Genomic DNA, 20,977 nt, shown 5'->3' with positions numbered 1-20,977 from the left:
TGCTGACAAGCGGATAATTACTGTCCGTTCACTTCTGTAATCACATTATTTTCAGTCTATCTGTTTATAAAATACTTTCTTTCAAATTTTTTTCAATTCACTTTTTGCTTTGTTTTTTAGAAATCTTGCTCTTACAAAAAAATTATGGTATTATAGAAAATATTGTCATTCAGAATCCACAAACAAAATTGCTACAAATATACTCATCTGCCGTAAACAGAAGAAAGGAGAATCTGCCATGAGCTCACAATCATTTCGTTTCAGCCCCGAACACCCAACAGCTCAGAATATTACGCTTTTAAATACTTCTTCCCGCTACGAGGGTGACTGGCCCAGTATTCCTCACTCTCATGCCTTTACAGAATTGTTCTATGTACGTGACGGTCAGGGAGATTTTCTGATCGATGATCAGATTTTCCCAATCTCAAAGGACGATCTGGTCATCATTAATCCACATATCAATCACACTGAAATCTCCAAAGGGAGTCCTCCTCTGAGTTATTTTACTGTAGGTGTGGACGGACTGTGTTTTTCCTTTAACGCCCATAAAGAGTATCGCATTTTTAACTGTCATGAAAAGAAAACAGATTTGTTATTTTACTTTAATTCTCTGTTTCAGGAGCTGGACAGACAGTCTGAAGGATATGAAACCATCTGCAGTCATATGCTGGATATTCTGATCCTGCAGCTTCGGCGCATTACGGATTCACCATTTGAACTGATCACCGCACAGCATCCAAGTAAAGAGTGCGCTCATATTAAGCGTTATCTTGACTCCAATTACGGGGAAAATATTACTCTGGATCACCTCTCAGAACTCAGTCATCTTAATAAGTATTATCTGAGTCATGAATTTACAAAATATTATGGGATTTCTCCTATCAATTATCTGAACCGGAAACGCATCGAAGTGTGCAAGGAACTTCTGGAAAATACTGATTATGGGATTTCAGATATTGCACATCTCACAGGATTCTCCTCTCAAAGCTATCTCTCTCAGAGCTTCCGCAAATCCTGTGGAATGACTGCAGGAAATTACCGCAAACTCAAGAAAAAACGAAAGGAAGCAATGTGATACCATGCAATTTACATTTCCAGATTACTATAAAGAATTTTCCTGCATTGCAGGAGCCTGTCCGGATACCTGCTGCGCAGGATGGCAGATCGTGATTGACGATCAGACACTGAAGAAGTACCAGCACTTTAAAGGTCCGTTCCGCAATCGCCTGCACAATGATATTGACTGGAAACATCATGTTTTCCGCCAGTATAACAGACGCTGTGCTTTTCTCAACGAAGAGAACCTGTGTGATATCCACACAGAAGCAGGACCGGAAATGTTCTGCAGAACCTGCAGAAATTATCCTAGACATATTGAAGAATTTGAAGGTCTGCGTGAGATTTCCCTGTCGCTCTCCTGTCCTGAGGCAGCAAGGATTTTACTTTCCCAAAAAGAAAAGGTACACTTTATCACAAAAGAAAAAAAGACAAAAGAAGAAGTCTATGATGACTTTGATTATTTCCTGTTCACTGCACTTATGGACACCCGTGATATGCTTATAGATATCATCCAGGACAGAGCTGTACCCATGCAGAAACGTCTGTGGAAACTTCTGGCTGCTGCACATGATTTCCAGTTATGTGTAAATAAAAATGAACTCTTTAAATGGGAAGAAATGCGAAAACGACATGAAGATTCCGGATACGGAGATAGATTTTGCAGTAAAATTTACTCTCGTATAAATGCAGATAACATAGAAAACAGTTCTGCTGCATCTGCCTGCGTAAATACACCAGAACAATTATTTAAAAAAATGTGGAAAACTGTTGTTCCGGAAATGGAGGTTCTGCGCCCAGGATGGCAGGAATACTTAAAGAATTGTCTGACTCCACTGTATAATGGAAATACAGATCCGCAGTCTGACTCCGAAAATCTTTATTCCTGGCAGAAAAGTGAATTTGATTTCTCCTATCCTGACTGGCAGATTCAGGGGGAACAGCTTCTTGTTTACTGGATCTATACCTATTTCTGTGGTGCAGTTTATGATGATGAGATCTTCGCCAAGGTGAAAATGGCAGTTGTGTGCACCCTGTTTATCCATGAATTAAATGTGGGAACCTATCTGAAAAACAACCGGCAGTTTAAGCTGGATGACCAGATCCGTATCTGTTATCAGTTTTCAAGAGAACTGGAACACTCAGATCTTAACCTGAACAGATTTGAAGAATTAATGTCTGAAAAAGAGATTTTCTCCTTTGAAAATCTACTGAAAATCTGCTGATGCAAATAAAAAATCCAGTTATTATGAGCATTAAATCAATCGGAAGGCCTCTGATGGTCTTCCGATTGATTTTAATAATTAATATTGTCCTCTCATTACTGTGTTTTCAGCATATGCCAGAATTCTATCTGTTTTCATTTAGAGCGTGTTTGAAAAATCATTTCAACAATCTGTACGCTCTAATCTACGGATCATAGATACCAGATGTCCGGCACAATTTCGGATTTCTTCTTCTGTAAGTTTACCTTCTTTATATGCCTGGCGAATATTCTTATCATCATCCGGATTTCCAGGCATGATAATGTCATTGCCTGCTGCCACACATTTCCATGGAATGCTTCCATTTTCCGGAACTGTTGTGTTCCAGTCTGACATAATTGCTCCGTCAAATCCCCATTCTTTTCTGGCAACTGTCATGCACAGATCTTTGCTGTTCGCCGCATGAATACCGTTGATAAGATTATAGGAAGTCATAATAGAAACAGGATTTCCTTCTTTTACTGCAATTTCAAATCCGCGAAGATAGATTTCTCTGAGCGCACGTTCGGATACACAGGAGTCAACACCCATGCGGTTATCTTCCTGATTATTGCATGCAAAATGCTTGATTGTTACGCCACATCCTGACTTGCTCTGAACACCCCGGGTCACTGCTGCTGCCAGCATCCCTGACAGATATGGATCTTCTGAATAATATTCATAATTTCTTCCACATAATGGATTTCTGTGGATATTCATGCCTGGTGCAAGCCACAGATTCACATGAAATTCTTCCATTTCTTCTGCGATTGCTTTTCCAAACTCTGTCATAAGATCTGTATCCCAGGTCTGTGCCAGTGCTGTTCCTACCGGAAAAGCAGTACAGTACTGATAATAAGTATCTGCATTCTCATGATGCACACCAGGTTCCAGAATTCCATTTTCCAGTGAACCAAGAACTCCCATTTCATAAATGCTGTCTGTCTCTTTATCTACTTCATACCACTGTCTGAGGCGGATACCTGCCGGACCGTCCGCCATAACAAGAGAGGGGATTCCATACTCTTCCAAAGTACCGCAGGTTTCACCTGCTGATCCCGGCACTCGAATCCCTGCTGCACCAAGAGTACTGATATTCTCTGAAATCTTTCCATAAAGCAGAGGAATCAGCTCTTCTGTAGTTCTGTCTTCCAGAACAGAAACAAATCTTTTTTCTTCCTCTGTCAGATTTTCCTGATTTTTTCCGGCATTTTCCGATTTTGCCGGTATCATCGCAGGTTTAAAATAATATTCCGGAACCTGCGCTGTTATCAGTTTTTCCTGTCTCTGCACAGATTTTTCTTTCAATTCTTTTGTCAAATGAATCTGTTCCAGTTCTTCCTGAAGCGGACAGATTTTATCCATCTGTTCCAGTACTGTATCATCTGAAACTACCAGAACTGCTTCCAGTTTCAGTTTGTCTGAACTGTTTCCGACCAGAATGCCATATTTGCCTTTTTCCACTATCCATGTATGTGTTTCCTCATTGAAAGAAGCCAGTTGTTTCTGTGGAATCTCAACAGTAAGTGTTTGTGTTTCTCCCGGCTTCAGAAGTCTGGTTTTTGCAAAACCTGCCAGTCTCTTATACTCTTTTTCCAGTTCTGTCTGCGGAAGCGTAACATAAATCTGTACCACTTCTTTACCAGCATATTCATTTCCTGTATTTGTAACCTGAACCTCTGCTCTGATCTTACTTTCTTCCATATTTATGCTGCAACACTTCATCTCAAACATAGTATAAGAAAGACCAAACCCAAACGGAAACATCACCTTTTTGTCAAAGCTGTCAAAATATCTGTAACCTACATAAATACCTTCTTTGTATTTTTCCTTTTCCAGATTGCCATTCAGATACCCATACTCTTCTGAAGCCGGATAATCCTCGTATCGCCTTGCCCAGGTTGTTGTCAGTTTACCGCCCGGCACTTCTTTTCCCAGAAGTACATCAGCCAGGGCATCTCCCCCTTCCTGCCCAAGCTGAGAAATATTTAAGATTCCTTTTATATTGTCTGTCTGTTCCAGAATATCTGTCAGCTCCACAGGACCACCTGCATTAAGAATAAGGATCACAGGTTTGTTCATTTCTGCAAGATAACGTAAATCTTCCTCTTCTCTCTCGCTTAAATAGTAATCTCCCTTTACTTTGCGGCGGTCTTTTCCTTCTCCTGAAATACGACTAATCACATAAATCACCACATCTGCTTCACAGATATCTTCCTCTGCCACCTTACGTCCCAGCGGCATTGCAAAAGGATTCTCTGCATAGGCATCAAAAGGATTATCTACTTTCTTAGCTTCTTCCAGAACTTTTTCTTTCCACGCCTCTCTCGCCTGCTCATAGCGATTGTGATAATCGCTGATCCAGTCTTCGCTTACAATTTTTACTCCTGCTTCTTTCAGTCCCTGATAAATAGAAATATTCTTTCTGTTGTTAACATCTCCAGAACCAATTCCACCCTTTACGGTTTTCTCTGCTCCATACCCAAGAAGTGCAGCAGCTGTATCTTTCTTTAATGGAAGAATTCCTTCATTTTTCAGCAGAACAATGCCTTCTGACGCCGCTTTTCTGGCAAGCTTTCCATGCATCAGTTCTCTCTCTGACGGCTGTTCTTCTCTAGTTCCACTGTAAATCCATTTCTTCATATAATTATACTCCTGTTTTTAATATTATAATTCTCATGAAAAGAACCTCCATAGCATTCTCTCTATGGGGGTTCTTAATTCTCATTATTCTTTTACACCACCAAGTGTTACACCTGCAATAATGTATTTGGATAAAAGCAGATATACAATAATGATTGGCACGATCGCAACAGTGATCATCATGTAAATTTTACCCATATCAAAGTTCATATAATCAGCACCACGCAGAGTTGCGATCAGGATCGGCACTGTCATTTTGCTCTTTGACTGAATGATCAGGGCAGGGACGAAGTAATTGTTCCAGGATCCTACGAAAGTAAAGATTGCCTGTACTGCTACTGCCGGTTTCATGATCGGAAGTACAATACTGTTAAAGGTTCTGAATTCTCCGGAGCCATCAATTCTTGCCGCTTCCACAAGGGATAAAGGAAGGGAAGACTGAAGGTAACTGTACATAAAGTAAAAGACTGCCGGAGATGCAATTGACGGAATAATCAACGGAAGTAAAGAATCATACATTCCCATCTTTGTGATCAGTCGTAAAAATCCCATTGCTGTTACCTGTGTAGGCATAACAAGAATTGCCATAATAAAGGTAAAAGCTGCTTTCTTCATTTTAAAATCATAAGCATACAGACCATAAGCTGTCAAAGAAGAAAAATATGTACAAAGTGCCGCACTGCAGGAAGATACAACAACACTGTTAAGAATACCGCGGAACATCGGGAAACTTCCGTCATTTGCCACATTCTTCAGATTCTCAAGAAAATATTTTCCGGGAAGTGCTGAAAATCCTTTCTGCAGATCCGCATGGGAACGTGTTGCATTTACAATCAGAATGTAAAAGAAAAACAGACACAGGAAGGATAAAAAGATCAGCACAAGATGAACAAAAATACTGCGCACACGACCTGATGTATTTGATTTCATAGTTTATCTCCTCCTTCTTTCTTCTTTTGCTTTTTTCTTTGCAGCTTTCTTGGAACCATCCGGGTCTGTGTCATTTGTCATCTTATATACGATCATACATAAAATACCGCTGACAATAAACAGATATACGGACAGTGCACCTGCCATACCATAGTTCTTGCTCTTTAAATGGCTGTTCAGGAACATGATCAGAGTCATAGATGTACGGTCCGGATTTCCCTGTCCATTTGTAAGAATCTGAGGAACATCGAACATCTGAAGACCACCGATGATAGATGTGATCAGTGTATAAGCAAGGATCGGACGAATCAGCGGCAGTGTGATATAGAAAAATCTCTTGATACTGTTACAGCCATCCAGTTCAGATGCTTCAAAAATATCCATACTGATACCCATAACAGCAGCCATCAGCATAATTGTTGTATTACCAAACCACATCAGGAAGTTCATAAATCCGACCAGAGATCTGGTTCCGATTACAGAACCCAGGAAATCTATCGGTTTTTTAACCCATCCCAGAGACATCAGAATAGAGTTAATCGGTCCGTTGGTAGAGAACATGGTAAAGAACAATAATGCAAATGCAGAAGCCATGATCAGGTTAGGAAGATAAATAACAACCTTGAAAAACTGCTGTCCATGGATCTTCAGACGCGCATCTGTAAACCAGCATGCCAGAACCAGTGCGATCACGATCTGCGGTACAAATCCGATTACCCACAGAATCAGTGTATTAGCACCGTATTTGAACATATCTGACTTCAACAGACTCAGATAGTTTGCCATTCCAATAAAATTCGGTCCGATTTCTTTAATTCCTGAACGATAATATTCATAGAAACTATAACGTACAGTATCTACCAGCGGAATCAAAGAAAAGATTAAAAAAGTTATAAAAAATGGAAGGATAAAGATGTATCCCCATTTTGCATAGCTGATGCTTTTCTTTTTTTTCATAGTTCAGCATTCCTTCCTTTACATATTAGTGCCAGACACACATCTCGTTCATGCGTGTCTGGCAAATACAAATGCATCTGTACAGGTTATTTACACCTGAAACTTTTTAACTGTCAATTCAAAAGCGTTTATTATTCAGCCCAGTTAACTTCCTGGATTTCCGGATAACGTTCTTTGATTGCTGTTTCAAAGTTTGATTTTGCTTTGTCATAGTCTACCTGACCCTGGAAGTAATCGCTGAAAGCGTTCTGGATCAGTTCTACACATCCCTGGTCATAAGCAGAAAGTGGTGCGATCTTGATGTTCTCTGCAACCGGTGAGAAATATGTAAATGGATTCTGTCCGCCAAGGAAGTCAGATGCGAAAGTATCATCTGTTGCAACTTCCTGCATACCACTCTTTGTATTTGTAAAGTCAGAATAATCTTTGGAAATCTTTAATAAATTGTCCTTATTTCCTGTCAGTGCAAGAATGATATCTTTTGCATGTTCCGGATTATCTGTTCCTGTTGCTGCTTGGATGTAAGAACCGCCCCAATTGTATTCCTGTGGTGGATTTGTAACAGCCCATGCTCCATCTTCTCCATCCCAGTTTGGTTTCAATGTAAAGTCAATTCCCCATGCCGGGAAGAGGAATGCAAATACTTTGGATTCAGATCCCATAGCTTTGTTCCAGTCATCATTCCACTGACCTTTTACAGTTTTATTCAGGTATCCTGCATCCAGCCATTCTTTGGAATCTTTGATCCAGTTCATTACCTGCTGGTCTACATTAACAGTTGTTGCACCGTCTTCTACCCATGGCTGGGAAATGCTGTTTCCATACAGTCTGAATGTATCAGCATAAGAAGCAAATGTGTAATATCCTTTTGCTTTCAGTTCTTCAGCTGTAGCTTTTGCTGTATCCCAGTCTTTCATTTTCTTGCCTACTTCTTCAGGATCGTCGGTTCCGAACACATCTTTGGCAATATCACGACGATATACAAGAAGTCCAGGGCAGCACTGCCATGTAGATCCTCTCTGTACTCCATCCGCATCAGATGCAGTTGTTTTTGTAAAGTCATACTGATCTGCAAGATCTTTGTCAGGATCAATTCCAAGATCTTTCAGAGGCATTGCCACATCCGCTGCTGCATCTGTATATTTGTATACATAATCTGTTTCTGATAAGAAGATATCTACCTTATCATCTGCTGATGCATCAGCCTGATTCATAAGAGCTTCATCAAGTTTCTGCTGATAAACACCATCCTGATTTGGATTTATGATCCAGTGAATTTCTGTTCCATCGTTTAATGTTGTTACAGTTCCGTCTTTGGATGTTTCTTTTACTTCAGGATATACTGCTTCCAGACGCTGACGGAATTCATCATTCCAGGAATAAATATTGATTACTTTTCCTTCTTCATCTGCATGTACGATTGTAGCGGTTCCGCCCATTGTACCTGCAATTACGGATGCTGTAAGTAAAACAGCTAATGCTTTCTTTTTCATTAAAAAAGCCCTCCTTTTTCTTTTTTCTTTTTTCTCTTTGTGAGTTTCTTTCCTCACCTGATGTATCAGATTATAGCTTAAGCTGCTTTTCGGGTATATTATAATTTCCACCAAAATGTCAGATTCATGACCTCATTGTGTTCTTTTTATATACAGACAGATTTTGTCATTTAATAAGGAAATCTTTCCTAAAATCATGATCTTTCTGTTTTTTTATTAGTATTTTTGTATAAAAAGTACCATTTTTCTATAAATCAGCCAGATGAATATTCGTAATCTGATTCATTACCTACTCATATATTTTTCTGAAATTGTGTTATTTTATGTCATGATTCTGATACTTACTTCATGTTTCTTATTTCCGAAAGATCTCAGTTCCGATATAATTTCCATACAATATTTATGGAAGGAGAAAAAAGTTGAAACATATTAAGTTTATTGATAATCATGGAAGCTTTTGTGTGAACAGACCAGAAAATACCAGTTATCTTTATTTTCCTCTTGCATCAGAAGCAGGTCTGAAAAGTTCTGTCACACCAGTGCTTGGAGGTGACAGCAAAATTGATCAGGATACCTTCCTGCTGGAACCGGTCAGTTCCGAAAATCTTCATAACAATCGTTCTTCCAGAAATTTCTGGATCGTAAAAGAAGGACACATTCCTTATTCTGTAACAGGTTCCTCTACTCAGCAGGAAGCCGACCGTTTTACTGACAGGCAGGAAGACAGTGAACTAACCGCCGGATTCATGTGGCATACTTTGAAAAGGACTTCCAGAGAACTTGGGCTCATCTCCACAGTTACTTCTTTTATCCCCAAAAGTGATAATGTGGAGATTATGTATGTGACGGTTGAAAACCAGACAGATACTGTACAGAAATTTACTGCATATGGTGCAATTCCTGTTTACGGAAGAAGTGCGGATAACATTCGTGATCATCGAAATGTCACTTCCATGCTCCATCGTATCGAGACAACAGAACATGGAATCAACGTCTGCCCAACCATGTCATTTGACGAGCGGGGACATCAGCCAAATCATAAAATCTATTATGTAAATGGCTGTTCCGGAAAGGGAGAAAATCCGATTTCCTATTATCCGACTGTAGAAGATTTTATCGGAGAAGGTGGTACCTATACACATCCACGCACAGTATATGAAGGATATAAAGGAGTTCCCGCACACAGTATGGCAGCAGGAAAGGAAGCAATGGGTGCTTTCTGTTTCTCATCTTTCACACTGGCTCCTGGTGAAAAAACAGACTTTATTTTATTATCAGGTATTGCTGACAGTAAAGAAGAAATTGAAAATATTTTTGAAAAATACACTACTTCCGATAAAGTAAAAAATGCACTGGAAGAAACCAGAATTTACTGGAAAAAACAGGTAAACGTTGACTTCCACACACAGGATCCTGACTTTGACAGTTATATGAAATGGGTAAGTTTCCAGCCATTCCTGCGCCGTTTATTTGGCTGTTCTTTCCTTCCTCATCATGATTACGGACGTGGTGGACGCGGATGGCGTGATCTGTGGCAGGATTGTCTTTCTCTTCTGCTGATGAATCCTCAGAATGTAGGTGCCATGATTGAAAAGAATTATGGCGGCGTACGTATTGATGGTACAAATGCTACTATTATCGGAGACGGTGACGGCAATTTTATCGCTGACAGAAACGGAATCGCACGTGTATGGATGGATCATGCACTCTGGCCGCTAATCACGACCAGTCTTTATATTAATCAGACCGGAGATATAGAAATCCTTAAGAAACAGGTTCCTTATTTTAAAGATGCACAAACCATGCGCGGCACAGAAATTGATACTCTCTGGAATGACGCATATGGAAATAAACAGCGCACCGAAGACGGTCAGGTATATACCGGAAGTGTTCTGGAGCACATTCTGATCCAGCAGCTTGCCGCTTTTTATGATGTAGGTGTTCATAATATTTACCGTCTCCGCGGAGCTGACTGGAACGATGCCCTGGATATGGCAGCAGAAAATGGTGAAAGTGTTGCCTTTACCTGTGCTTATGCGGGCAATCTCCACACTCTTGCTTCCATATTACGCCTTATGGAATCTGCAGGCGAAACCAGTATCCCGCTGTCAGAGGAAATTGAAATCCTGCTGAACGACCAGACAGATATGTTTGACAGTGTATCTGAAAAGAAAAAGATTCTTACTGAATATGCCAAAAGCTGCAGGCATAACCTGAGCGGCAGAAAGAAAAACTTCTCTCTCTCCACACTTGCCGCCAACCTGATCCAGAAATCCAACTGGCTGACAGATCATATCCGTTCACAGGAATGGATTGATGGCAAAGACAGCGAAGAAGGATGGTATAACAGCTATTACGATAATCATGGAGAGGCAGTGGAAGGTTTCCACCATGAACAGGTGCGTATGATGCTCACGGGCCAGGTTTTCTCTATTATGGGAAATGTTGCCACTGATGCGCAGATCAGAAAAATCGTAAAAAGCGCAGATCATTATCTTTACAGAAAGGAAATTGGCGGTTACCGCCTGAACACAGATTTTCAGGAACTGAAGTTTGATATGGGACGTATGTTCGGTTTCGCTTATGGCGAAAAAGAAAACGGTGCTGTTTTCTCTCATATGGCAGTTATGTATGCAAATGCCTTATATCAGAGAGGCTTTGCAAAAGAAGGCTGGAAAGCATTGCGTTCTCTGTCTGATACAGCTCTCGACTTTGATACCAGCCATATTTACCCGGGAATTCCTGAATATTTCCGTTCAGACGGACGTGGCATGTATCATTATCTGACAGGTGCTGCAAGCTGGTATCTTTTTACCATGATCACAGAGGTCTTTGGTGTCCGTGGAGTTTTCGGAAACCTTCTGGTTCATCCAAAACTTCTGGCAGAACAGTTCGATGAATCAGGAACTGCTTCTGTCTCTGTTACTTTTGCAGGAAAACAGTTCCATGTTACCTACCGAAACACAGATAGAAAAGATTATGGTTCTTATCATATCGCCGCTGCGGACTGCGACAAAACAGCAATAGAAATCGCAGAAGATTCCCATATTATGATCTCCAGAGAATTTATTAACAACCTCTCTTCTGATCTTCATGAAATTACAGTGACACTTGCCTGAAAACAATAGCTGCTCAGCCTCCATAAAAGCAGTCGACAGGCAGTTATAAATATTGTTCTGACAGAAAGGATTTACTATATGAAATACGGATATTTTGACAATGAAAACCGAGAATACGTGATTACTAATCCGGCAACACCTGCACCATGGGTAAACTATCTGGGTTCCCCGGAGTACGGTGCAATCATTTCCAATAATGCAGGGGGCTACAGTTTTGCAAAATCCGGTGCAAACGGACGTATCCTGCGCTATGTTTTTAATAACTTTGACCAGCCGGGACGTTACATTTACATTCGTGATGACAGATCATCAGACTTCTGGTCTGCATCCTGGCAGCCTGTAGGCAAAGATCTGACTCAGTATAAGAGCGAATGCCGTCACGGAATCGGTTATACAAAAATTTCTGCCGACTACAGCGATATTCACTCAGAAGCCCTTTACTATGTTCCTCTTGGAAAAAGTTATGAAGTATGGGCATTATCTGTGACCAATCATTCTGATCACGAAAGGAACCTGACTCTCAGCGGATATGCAGAGTTTACCAACCACAGCAATTACGAACAGGATCAGGTTAATTTACAGTACTCTCTTTTTATTTCTCGTACACTGTTCGAAGGAAACAGAATTACTCAGCAGATTCATGGAAATCTTGATGCAATTCCTGAAAATGAGAAAGTAGATGAGAAAAATGTGACAGAACGTTTCTTTGGAATTGCAGGTGCTGAGGTTTCTTCTTACTGTGGGGACAAAAATGAATTTCTCGGAAGTTACCATGGATATGGAAACCCTGAAGGTATTGTCTGTGGTGATCTTGGTGATAAGACAAGCTATAATGAAAACTCCTGTGGTGCTCTCTCCTGCAAAATAACTCTTAAAGCAGGTGAAACCAGAACAATTGCTTTTCTTCTTGGAATGAAACCGTCATCTGAAGCTGCTGAAGTAATCAGATGTTACGAAAATCCGGCTCCAACTGTAGCAGAAGAACTGGAAGCATTAAAAGCTGACTGGAACAGTAAGCTTGATAATCTTAAAGTCAGCACTCCAAGTCCGGAATTTGATACTATGATTAATACCTGGAACGCATACAACTGTTTTATGACTTTCATCTGGTCCCGTGCAGCTTCCTTCATTTACTGTGGACTCAGAAATGGATACGGATACAGAGATACTGTACAGGATATTCAGGGAATCATCCATCTGGCACCGAAAATGGCACTGGAAAAGATTCGTTTCATGCTGTCTGCGCAGGTAAATAACGGTGGCGGACTCCCTCTTGTCAAGTTTACTCACACACCTGGAAAAGAAGATACTCCGGATGATGCTTCTTATGTACAGGAAACCGGCCATCCGGCTTACCGTGCAGATGATGCATTATGGCTTTTCCCAACTGTATATAAATATATTTCAGAAACCGGAAACACTGCTTTTCTTGATGAAGTGATTCCTTTTGCCAACAAAGAAGAAGCTACTGTATACGAGCATCTGAAACGTGCAGTTGCCTTCTCCCTTGATCACCTTGGACCGCACGGAATGCCCGCCGGACTTTATGCAGACTGGAATGACTGTCTCCGTCTGGGTGCAAACGGAGAATCTTCTTTTGTTGCTTTACAGTTCTATTATGCAATGACAATCCTGAAAATCTTTGCCGAATATAAAAAAGATACAGAATATGTACAGTATCTTGAAGAAACTCAGAAAGCATTTGGCGAAAAAGTTCAGGAACTGTGCTGGGATAACGACCGCTTCGTACGTGGTTATACAGAATCAGGAGAAAGAATCGGTGAAGCTGCTGCTCCTGAAGCAAATATGTGGCTGAATCCTCAGAGCTGGGCAGTCATCAGTGGTCTTGCTACCCCGGAACAGGGAGACGCAGCACTAAATAATGTATATGAACGTCTGAATACGGAATATGGCGCAATCCTTATGGATCCTCCTTACCATTCACATGCTTTCGATGGTGCACTGGCAGTTATCTATAATCAGGGTACCAAAGAAAACTCCGGTATTTTCTCCCAATCCCAGGGCTGGCTGATTCTTGCTGAAGCACTCCGCGGTCATGGAGAACGTGCTTTTACCTATTTTATGGAAAATTCTCCTGCTGCGCAGAATGACTGTGCCGAAATCCGTCGTCTTGAACCATACTGCTATGGTCAGTTTACAGAGGGAAAAGCAAGCAAACACTTCGGACGCTCTCATGTTCACTGGCTGACAGGAACTGCTTCTACTGTAATGGTAGGATGTGTGGAAGGTATCCTCGGACTTCGCCCTGATCTTGAAGGACTTCGACTGTCTCCTTCTGTGCCAAAAAGCTGGAAACACTTTGAGATTGAGAAAGTTTTCCGTGAAAAACAGCTTCATATCTCTGTAGAAAATCCAGACGAAAAAGAATCTGGCTGCTGCAGTCTGATTCTTAACGGACAGAAATTAGCAGATAATTATATCCCTGAAAAACTTCTTCAGGATAAGAACGAAATCATATTAACTCTTTAATCCCCCGATATTACCAGATGAAAATAAGCGGCCGGCTTACAGAAAATTTATATTCCCTGTAAGCTAGCCGCCTGTTTTTCTTATCTTAATATTTTGATTAATCCTGTTCTTTTTTCAGTTCCGACTCTGATGCGACACAAAGTTCTTTTTCTATATCCCAGTGTATCATATAATGTTCATCCCTGTATTTGCCCGGTGTCATTCCCGTAACTTCCCGAAACTGCTGGATGAAATGACTCTGGGAAGAAAAGGAAAGACGGTTTGCAATCTCAATGATTGGATAATCACTGTACTGCAAAAGATTTTTCGCCATTTCTATCTTCTGTCTGCGGATATAGGCACTGACCGATATTCCTGTTTCTTTTTTAAATAATCTGGAGAGATAGCTCGCAGATACTCCAAGTGAATCTGCAAGATCTTCTATTGTAATTCGTTCTTTGATATGAGAATAAATGTATTCTTTACTTGCGTTGATATGTTTAGAATAGGTGTTGTCTTTGAAATATCTGCGCATTTTTTCAGTATAATCCATCACCATCTCATCATGAAGGCTCTGAACCTCTTCTACTGTATGAATGCCATCCAGCTTTTGAATATAAAAATCACTCAAGCGAAATGCCTGTTCCATCTCCATTCCATTTTGTTTACAGAGTCTGGTTATCATTGCGGTAGTGATAACAAAATGATATTTCATATTTGTGACCGCATTCTTTGACAGTACTCCCACACCATCACACTCTGTAAATCTCTGCCGTTCACAATTCTTCTTAACAGTTTTTATATCTCCACTTGCAACTGCACGATAGAACAATAATTCCTCTGTCGGTTCTCTGTGCTTAATTTCATCAAACTCATCTTCCGCCTCAAAAAGAATCCATTCGTTCTGATAACTCATATGTCTCTCCTACGCCAATGCCAGCAATTCTTTTCCTTCTTTCAGTCTCTCATAAAACTGTATGTAGAAATCCTGATTTTGATCATATGGTTTGAGATAGAATCTGTTCACCACAAAAAGGTTCAGATTTCTGATCAGATCTGGATCCTCAGCATTGTACAGTACTTCCTGCACATCCAGCAAAAAATAATGCCAGTCATTGACAAATTTCTCATAATTTTTCAGATCCGGTGTGTCGATCCATTTTTTTACCTTGATTTTACTTCTGTTTGTTTTGGGACATTCATGGATCTGAAGAATATATTTAAATCCCCCGTCTTCATAAAGTCTTCCCAGAGGAAACAGCCTGCAGAAGCCTGGTCTGACAGCATGAATATTGCAGCGGCCCTCTTTATTCAAAAATACGCATTGTTCCTTCTCACCTGTCATCCGGAGATGAGGCAGGATATTTCCATCTGATACTCCCAGTTCCAGGCATTCCTGCAGAAGCTGCTCTACAGGCTTCTTAAGTCCCACAGATAATCTGTGTACATCATATGGATCCAGGATCACAGAATCTCCCATTCCCTGACAGCAGTCACAGCATCCCTCACAATCATGACAGTCTGCCTTTACCATGTCATTGGAATCATATAACTTTCCGTCGGAAATCTCTTCCAGTGTCTGTTCTCTTCGCATCAGAAAGTCTCCAGTCCTGTAACGCCCCAGTCTGAAGCTAGATCTTTCATACCTTCCAGAACTTCCTCCCTGGAATAATCATTATCGTCCAGAAAATCTCCGTCCATATCATTCAGATACAGATAAAAGGTCAGTGCCAGTTCCAGATAATCTGCATCATCTTCTACCATACCCATGTATAATTCGTTTTCTGCTTCATTGATTTTTCCTTCTTCTGCCAGCTTCATAACAGTTGAAAAAAGCTTATCTGCCTCTGTGTAATCTTCCTCGTTCTCAGGAAGTCTGTAATCCGGCTGCTGCTCATGAAGCAGAAGCTTTGCGATCAGTCTTCCCACATCCTGAATATTTCTTATCATATGATCATCCTGTACTGCCATAACTTTTTCTTCCTTTCTAATTTTATCTCATTAGGAAAGTAACTTCCTTACCATCTCACCGTCAAAGACCACACCTGTCAAATGATCAACCTCAATCTGATACAGTGCATTGGCCGCAATATGCTCTGCTGCCTGCTCCAAATCACGAATACCACTTGTGTTTTTGTGTTTTTCAACAACAGCTTCCGCTCCTTCCTCTGTCACTACACATTCCTCTGCCTTCAAGCTCATTCGTTTCAGTACCTTTGGCAGAACATATTCTGAAAAAATAATTTTCTTTTCTTCAGATGTGTAATCTGGAATATCAATGACCGCAAAACGGGACATTAACGGTGCACTGATCTGGTCTTTCTCGTTGGCTGTGGCAATAGGATAAACGCCAACTGTAGGCACCATACATTCCATATAGTTATCTGTAAATCCAAGATTATCAAGAAGTGTCAGAAGCACATCTGCAGGATTTCCGTTTCCTTTTCCGGAAGCTGCTTTGTCCAGCTCATTGATAATAAATACCAGGTTGGACTCTCCTGCTGCCGAAAATGCTTCCATAATAATTCCAGGCTTTGCATTTGCATAGATCCTGGAGCTTCCTGTAAGCTGTTCAGGGTCATTAATAGAACTCATATCCAGAGTTGTCCACGGAAGCTTCAGGATGCGGGCAACTGCATAGGCAATCTGAGACTTACCGGTACCTGCCGGTCCTACAAGAAGCAATCCATAGGCAGGCAGTGTATGGGTACGGTTGATCTGGATGATCGTCTCAATAATACGCTGTTTTACAGATTCCATTCCATAGAGTTCTTCATCAAGAATTCTGCGGGCTTCCTGAGGGTCAATTGCTTCAAAATAATTATTTTTCCATTGAATGTTCATCATAATGGACAATGCTCTCTGTGCATGTCTTCTCTCCTCAGGAGATACTTCATGAGAGCGGGCAACTGCAAGGTTTCTTCGTGCCCACAGACGAATATTATCCGGCAGGGTTCTGCCTGCGCAGGTCATAAAATCAGTAATGCTCTGAATACTTGTCAGCTTCATCTCATCACCGGTTTCCTCGTCCTCTTCTTCCTCTGTGGTTTCTATGGGTGCACTGCTTGCCAGAAGTCTCTCAATCATAAACTGGAGAAATCCATCTTCTGCAGAAAGCTTTGTTCCACCTCCAAATGCAGTCTCCCGAATCTTATAAACTGTATAACCATTCTCCTGATTTTCCCCTGAGAGGCGCACATTGATATGATTCTCTCCCAGCCATTTCAGAAGGCTTACAAATCTGGAATCAATACTAAGGATATCTGCGCTGAAAACACCATCCTCTTCTTTAAATTCAAAAGAAGTGCGTTTGATAGGGTTTGTAAAAATGCCGCAGGAATGATGCTTCCACCTGCGTCGGCTGTTATCCAGGACCATAATCGGCTGTTCTGGAGATGTTTCGTTTCTATCAGACTTAAAAGTAGTATAAGTACATTCAGACTGTACATCTGTTTTCTTGTCTGAAGCACCACTGAAATCAAATACTGGCATAATAAATACTCCTTTTATTTTATCTTTCACCTGTATAAAACAGTAACTTTCCGTATTTTTTTATTCTAGCAGAATCTTTCCTTTTAATCAATTCCGGAAATGAAATCCTTTCCCAAAAATGTTGACGGTATCCGTCACAGGCTTTATAATAGTGATAACTTAGAATTTCCAGAACTCTCTGGGAAATCGAAATTCACTTTTAGGAGAGCAAAATGAGCAAAATTATTTTAACCGGTGACCGTCCAACCGGCCGCCTTCATGTTGGACATTATGTTGGTTCATTGTCTGAGCGTGTTCGTTTACAGAACTCTGGCTTATATGATGAAATTTATATTATGATCGCAGATGCGCAGGCATTAACAGATAATGCGGAACACCCTGAGAAAGTTCGTCAGAATATCCTTCAGGTTGCCCTTGATTATCTTTCATGCGGCATTGATCCTGAGAAATCCACTATCTTTATCCAGTCTATGGTTCCGGAGCTTACAGAGCTTACTTTTTATTATATGAACCTTGTTACTGTAGCACGTGTACAGCGTAATCCTACAGTTAAATCCGAAATCAAGATGCGTAATTTCGAAGCAAGTATCCCTGTTGGATTCTTCTGTTATCCCATCAGCCAGGCTGCAGATATTACGGCATTCCGGGCTACTACTGTTCCGGTTGGTGAGGACCAGCTTCCAATGCTTGAGCAGTGCAAGGAGATCGTGCACAAATTCAATACGGTATACGGCGAAACCTTAACAGAGCCGGAGATCATCCTGCCATCCAATAAAGCCTGTTTACGTCTTCCAGGTACCGATGGAAAAGCAAAAATGAGCAAATCTCTTGGAAACTGCATCTATCTTTCAGATGAAGAAGCAGATGTGAAAAAGAAAGTTATGTCTATGTTCACAGACCCTAACCATCTTCGCGTGGAAGACCCGGGTCGTGTAGAAGGAAACCCGGTATTTATTTATCTGGATGCTTTCTGCAAACCGGAATACTTCCCGGAATTCCTGCCTGAATATCAGAATCTGGATGAACTGAAAGCTCACTATACACGCGGCGGTCTTGGTGACGTTAAAGTCAAAAAATTCCTGAACAAAGTGCTTCAGGCAGAGCTTTCTCCGATCCGTGAGAGACGTAAATACTGGGAACAGCATCTGGATGACGTATATGAAATCCTCAAAGAAGGAAGTAAGACAGCCGAAGCAAAGGCTGCACAGACACTTCATGATGTACGTTCTGCAATGCAGATCAATTATTTCGATGACAACAGCCTGATCAAATAATTGAGCAGTAATAATTTTTCATTTAAAACTTCTTGAGACGATAAAGAGCCTGTAAAAAACATCTCTTATTTTTTACAGGCTCTTTTTATCATTTATTTATATGATTTCTCTCTTCTGTCAGCAGATGGCAACTGCCAGGATTATGTATACCAGAATAGAAACCAGACAATACATGGAATTGGTTGTAGATACATAAGCGCTGCCTTCTTCATCCTTCATAAAGGTCTGCATACTAAAGGTAGCCGGTGATGACATATAGGTAATAATGGCCAGATTTACAATCTGAGAATCCCCAACCAGAGAATGTACTGCAAAAAGTACTCCAGCCATCATCACTCCCTGCAGAATCATCCTGATCAGGATGGTGGTAATACAGGGTTTCAGCAAATTGGCATTTAGTTCCATACTATAGCCCACCACAAGAAGAATGATAGCAGTTACAGATGTGGTGAGAATATTCTCCACACTCTGATATACACCGCCAAAAGGGCTGTCCAGAAGTATTATAATAATATTTGACAAACCTGCTATAATTCCCAGAACGCTGGCAATAAATGCAGGCGTTCTTATTGCACTGCTGAAGAGTTTTTTTACATCTATTTTTCCACCGTCTTCTACCTGTCCCAGCATTCCCATATAAATACTGAATCCAAAGAGAAGTCCCGCAATATCCAGCACTGCCACATGTGACAGATTTTCGCTGCCACACAGGCTGGTATACAAAGGATATGCCATCAGACCGCCCTCATATACACTTACCATAAAAGGCAGATACCTCTGATATTTTCCCTTGAGAAAGGGCTTCAGCACAAATCCAAGGCTGAAGGAAACAATCAGCATGATCAGCATGATCAGTATGAGAATTCCTGTTTCTTTATTATATTCTGCTGTTGCCAATGCATGAAAAATAGCAACCGGCAGCATAACATTCGTTACCAGGACCTTCATGTTGGCGACTCCCTCACCCGTGAGAATCTTCCATTTACGGCATAGCATACCAAGAATGATCATTACCAGAACCGGCATGACAATTTGCAAAACATCCAATTTTTTCACTCCTTCTGATCAAATTTGAAAAATAACTGCTTTCTGCTTATATTAACTTATCCAGAATAGAGTGTCCAATTGTTCCTTCCGGCATTTTGACATGGAAATTGTCTGCAACAGTTGCACCGATAATCGCAAATGTATTCTCTTCCTCTAAACAGCCTCCCTCAGCCATTGCAGGTGACCAGGAAATAAAAGGAACATATTCTCTGGTATGGTCGGTACCTGTATATGTGGGATCATTGCCGTGATCTGCAGTGATGATCAGCAGGTCATCGGATGTCATCTCTTCCATCAGAACTCCCAGATTCTTATCAAATTTTTCGATTTCCTGTCCATAACCTTCCGGATTTCTGCGGTGTCCCCATAATGCATCAAAATCTACCAGATTCGTAAAACACAATCCATGAAAATCTCTCTTTCCAATTTCAATAGTCTGTTCCATTCCATGTACAGAGCTATTGGAATGCAGAGCCTCTGTCACTCCTTCCCCACAGAAAATATCATTGATCTTTCCTACACTGATCACATCATATCCTGCATCCTTCAATACATTCATAGCTGTCAGTCCAGTAGGTTTCAGCGCATAATCATGTCTGTTACTTGTACGCCTGAACTCCCCTTTTTTCTTGCCCACATATGGACGCGCAATAATACGTCCCACACGCCACTGGTCTTTCATGGTAATCTCACGGGCAATCTCACAGCAGCGATACAGGTTCTGGAGATCAAAGGTCTCCTCATTTCCGCAAATCTGCAGCACTGAATCAGCAGATGTATATACGATCATAGCTCCTGTGTTGATTTCTTCCTCACCCAGCTCCTCAATAATCTCAGTACCGCTGGCACTCTTATTGCCAATCACGCGTTTCCCGCAGCGCTTCTCCAGCTCTGCGATCAGTTCCTGCGGAAACCCTGTTTCTGTGAATGTTTTAAATGGCTTATCTGTCCTGATTCCCATCATTTCCCAGTGTCCGGTCATAGTATCCTTGCCGTTGCTCGCTTCACTGACACGCATAAATCGTCCCATGGGTTTCTCCACAGGAGTCATATTTCCGGCCTGATGAAGATTGATCATTCCCAGTTTCTGCAGATTGGGAATGTCCAGTGTTCCCATACGTTCCAGAATGTGCCCAAAGGTATCTACCCCTTTGTCACCAAATTTCTCAGAATCCGGCATTGCCCCAATTCCCAGTGAATCCAGTACGATCACAAATATTCTTTTATATTTTTCCATATATCATTTCCCCCAT

Annotated in this window: 15 protein-coding genes; 5 read left to right on the top strand and 10 right to left on the bottom strand. The window is 41.0% G+C overall.

All coding sequences use genetic code 11. From position 1 onward, the window contains the following. The first annotated feature begins 238 nt into the window (after positions 1-238). Positions 239-1,075 carry an AraC family transcriptional regulator gene (locus ACTNDS_RS02070; RefSeq protein WP_441033096.1) on the top strand — a complete coding sequence of 279 codons (837 nt, stop codon included), beginning with the start codon at positions 239-241 and terminating at the stop codon, positions 1,073-1,075. A gap of 4 nt (positions 1,076-1,079) precedes the next feature. Further along, positions 1,080-2,282, top strand: coding sequence for a flagellin lysine-N-methylase (gene fliB / locus ACTNDS_RS02065; protein ID WP_441033094.1), 1,203 nt, complete (start codon positions 1,080-1,082; stop codon positions 2,280-2,282). A gap of 162 nt (positions 2,283-2,444) precedes the next feature. On the opposite strand, the gene ACTNDS_RS02060 is transcribed toward fliB, so the two are convergent. The 4 genes from ACTNDS_RS02060 to ACTNDS_RS02045 all read right to left on the bottom strand — a co-directional run bounded on the left by ACTNDS_RS02060 (position 2,445) and on the right by ACTNDS_RS02045 (position 8,323). Then, the gene (locus tag ACTNDS_RS02060; RefSeq protein WP_441033092.1) at positions 2,445-4,943 is read right to left on the bottom strand and encodes a glycoside hydrolase family 3 protein; all 2,499 of its coding nucleotides are present in this window, start codon (positions 4,941-4,943) and stop codon (positions 2,445-2,447) included. 84 nt (positions 4,944-5,027) lie between these two features. Next, entirely contained in the window at positions 5,028-5,873 is an 846-nt protein-coding gene (locus tag ACTNDS_RS02055; protein ID WP_055059513.1) for a carbohydrate ABC transporter permease, read from the bottom strand. A gap of 3 nt (positions 5,874-5,876) precedes the next feature. Next, positions 5,877-6,830, bottom strand: a complete 954-nt coding sequence (locus ACTNDS_RS02050) for a carbohydrate ABC transporter permease (protein WP_300335561.1) — start codon at positions 6,828-6,830, stop codon at positions 5,877-5,879. A 131-nt stretch (positions 6,831-6,961) separates the two neighbouring features. Beyond that, positions 6,962-8,323: a carbohydrate ABC transporter substrate-binding protein gene (locus ACTNDS_RS02045; RefSeq protein WP_441033088.1), complete on the bottom strand. Its 1,362-nt coding sequence runs from the start codon at positions 8,321-8,323 to the stop codon at positions 6,962-6,964. Between the two features lie 419 nt (positions 8,324-8,742). On the opposite strand from ACTNDS_RS02045, the gene ACTNDS_RS02040 reads away from it, so the two are divergent. Next, entirely contained in the window at positions 8,743-11,442 is a 2,700-nt protein-coding gene (locus ACTNDS_RS02040) for a GH36-type glycosyl hydrolase domain-containing protein (protein ID WP_441033086.1), read from the top strand. Between the two features lie 78 nt (positions 11,443-11,520). Next, the gene (locus ACTNDS_RS02035; RefSeq protein ID WP_441033083.1) at positions 11,521-13,932 is read left to right on the top strand and encodes a GH36-type glycosyl hydrolase domain-containing protein; all 2,412 of its coding nucleotides are present in this window, start codon (positions 11,521-11,523) and stop codon (positions 13,930-13,932) included. A gap of 97 nt (positions 13,933-14,029) precedes the next feature. Here ACTNDS_RS02035 and ACTNDS_RS02030 read toward each other — a convergent pair whose 3' ends face one another. Genes ACTNDS_RS02030 through ACTNDS_RS02015 form a run of 4 tightly spaced genes read right to left on the bottom strand, consistent with a single transcriptional unit; the run spans position 14,030 to position 17,403 of the window. Beyond that, the gene (locus ACTNDS_RS02030; RefSeq protein ID WP_441033080.1) at positions 14,030-14,827 is read right to left on the bottom strand and encodes a helix-turn-helix transcriptional regulator; all 798 of its coding nucleotides are present in this window, start codon (positions 14,825-14,827) and stop codon (positions 14,030-14,032) included. Between the two features lie 9 nt (positions 14,828-14,836). After that, positions 14,837-15,505, bottom strand: coding sequence for a YkgJ family cysteine cluster protein (locus ACTNDS_RS02025; RefSeq protein WP_441033077.1), 669 nt, complete (start codon positions 15,503-15,505; stop codon positions 14,837-14,839). Beyond that, positions 15,505-15,882, bottom strand: coding sequence for a DUF6483 family protein (locus ACTNDS_RS02020; RefSeq protein WP_173742914.1), 378 nt, complete (start codon positions 15,880-15,882; stop codon positions 15,505-15,507). The genes ACTNDS_RS02025 and ACTNDS_RS02020 overlap by 1 nt, the downstream gene beginning before the upstream one ends. Positions 15,883-15,912: 30 nt before the next feature. Beyond that, on the bottom strand, positions 15,913-17,403 hold the full coding sequence (locus ACTNDS_RS02015) for an AAA family ATPase (protein WP_441033073.1): 1,491 nt from the start codon (positions 17,401-17,403) through the stop codon (positions 15,913-15,915). Between the two features lie 212 nt (positions 17,404-17,615). On the opposite strand from ACTNDS_RS02015, the gene trpS reads away from it, so the two are divergent. Then, positions 17,616-18,677 (top strand): tryptophan--tRNA ligase, encoded by a 1,062-nt coding sequence (gene trpS, locus ACTNDS_RS02010; protein WP_441033070.1) that lies wholly within the window; start codon positions 17,616-17,618, stop codon positions 18,675-18,677. A 117-nt stretch (positions 18,678-18,794) separates the two neighbouring features. Here trpS and ACTNDS_RS02005 read toward each other — a convergent pair whose 3' ends face one another. Both ACTNDS_RS02005 and ACTNDS_RS02000 read right to left on the bottom strand, forming a co-directional pair. Then, positions 18,795-19,724 carry an AEC family transporter gene (locus tag ACTNDS_RS02005; RefSeq protein WP_441033067.1) on the bottom strand — a complete coding sequence of 310 codons (930 nt, stop codon included), beginning with the start codon at positions 19,722-19,724 and terminating at the stop codon, positions 18,795-18,797. Positions 19,725-19,770: 46 nt separating this feature from the next. Further along, positions 19,771-20,961, bottom strand: a complete 1,191-nt coding sequence (locus tag ACTNDS_RS02000) for a phosphopentomutase (RefSeq protein ID WP_173742918.1) — start codon at positions 20,959-20,961, stop codon at positions 19,771-19,773. Positions 20,962-20,977: the final 16 nt, after the last annotated feature.

The organism is Blautia sp. HCP3S3_C12 (assembly GCF_052064155.1).
GTDB lineage: Bacteria > Bacillota > Clostridia > Lachnospirales > Lachnospiraceae > Blautia_A.
This window is presented reverse-complemented; position numbering and strand designations above follow the sequence as displayed.

Coding starts and splice junctions, on each gene's coding strand:
- ACTNDS_RS02045 (WP_441033088.1), bottom strand. CDS start 8,323: ATGAAAAAGAAAGCATTAGCTGTTTTACTTACAGCATCCGTAATTGCA.
- ACTNDS_RS02035 (WP_441033083.1), top strand. CDS start 11,521: ATGAAATACGGATATTTTGACAATGAAAACCGAGAATACGTGATTACT.
- ACTNDS_RS02025 (WP_441033077.1), bottom strand. CDS start 15,505: ATGCGAAGAGAACAGACACTGGAAGAGATTTCCGACGGAAAGTTATAT.
- ACTNDS_RS02015 (WP_441033073.1), bottom strand. CDS start 17,403: ATGCCAGTATTTGATTTCAGTGGTGCTTCAGACAAGAAAACAGATGTA.
- ACTNDS_RS02030 (WP_441033080.1), bottom strand. CDS start 14,827: ATGAGTTATCAGAACGAATGGATTCTTTTTGAGGCGGAAGATGAGTTT.
- ACTNDS_RS02070 (WP_441033096.1), top strand. CDS start 239: ATGAGCTCACAATCATTTCGTTTCAGCCCCGAACACCCAACAGCTCAG.
- ACTNDS_RS02055 (WP_055059513.1), bottom strand. CDS start 5,873: ATGAAATCAAATACATCAGGTCGTGTGCGCAGTATTTTTGTTCATCTT.
- ACTNDS_RS02020 (WP_173742914.1), bottom strand. CDS start 15,882: ATGGCAGTACAGGATGATCATATGATAAGAAATATTCAGGATGTGGGA.
- fliB (WP_441033094.1), top strand. CDS start 1,080: ATGCAATTTACATTTCCAGATTACTATAAAGAATTTTCCTGCATTGCA.
- ACTNDS_RS02000 (WP_173742918.1), bottom strand. CDS start 20,961: ATGGAAAAATATAAAAGAATATTTGTGATCGTACTGGATTCACTGGGA.
- ACTNDS_RS02060 (WP_441033092.1), bottom strand. CDS start 4,943: ATGAAGAAATGGATTTACAGTGGAACTAGAGAAGAACAGCCGTCAGAG.
- ACTNDS_RS02050 (WP_300335561.1), bottom strand. CDS start 6,830: ATGAAAAAAAAGAAAAGCATCAGCTATGCAAAATGGGGATACATCTTT.
- trpS (WP_441033070.1), top strand. CDS start 17,616: ATGAGCAAAATTATTTTAACCGGTGACCGTCCAACCGGCCGCCTTCAT.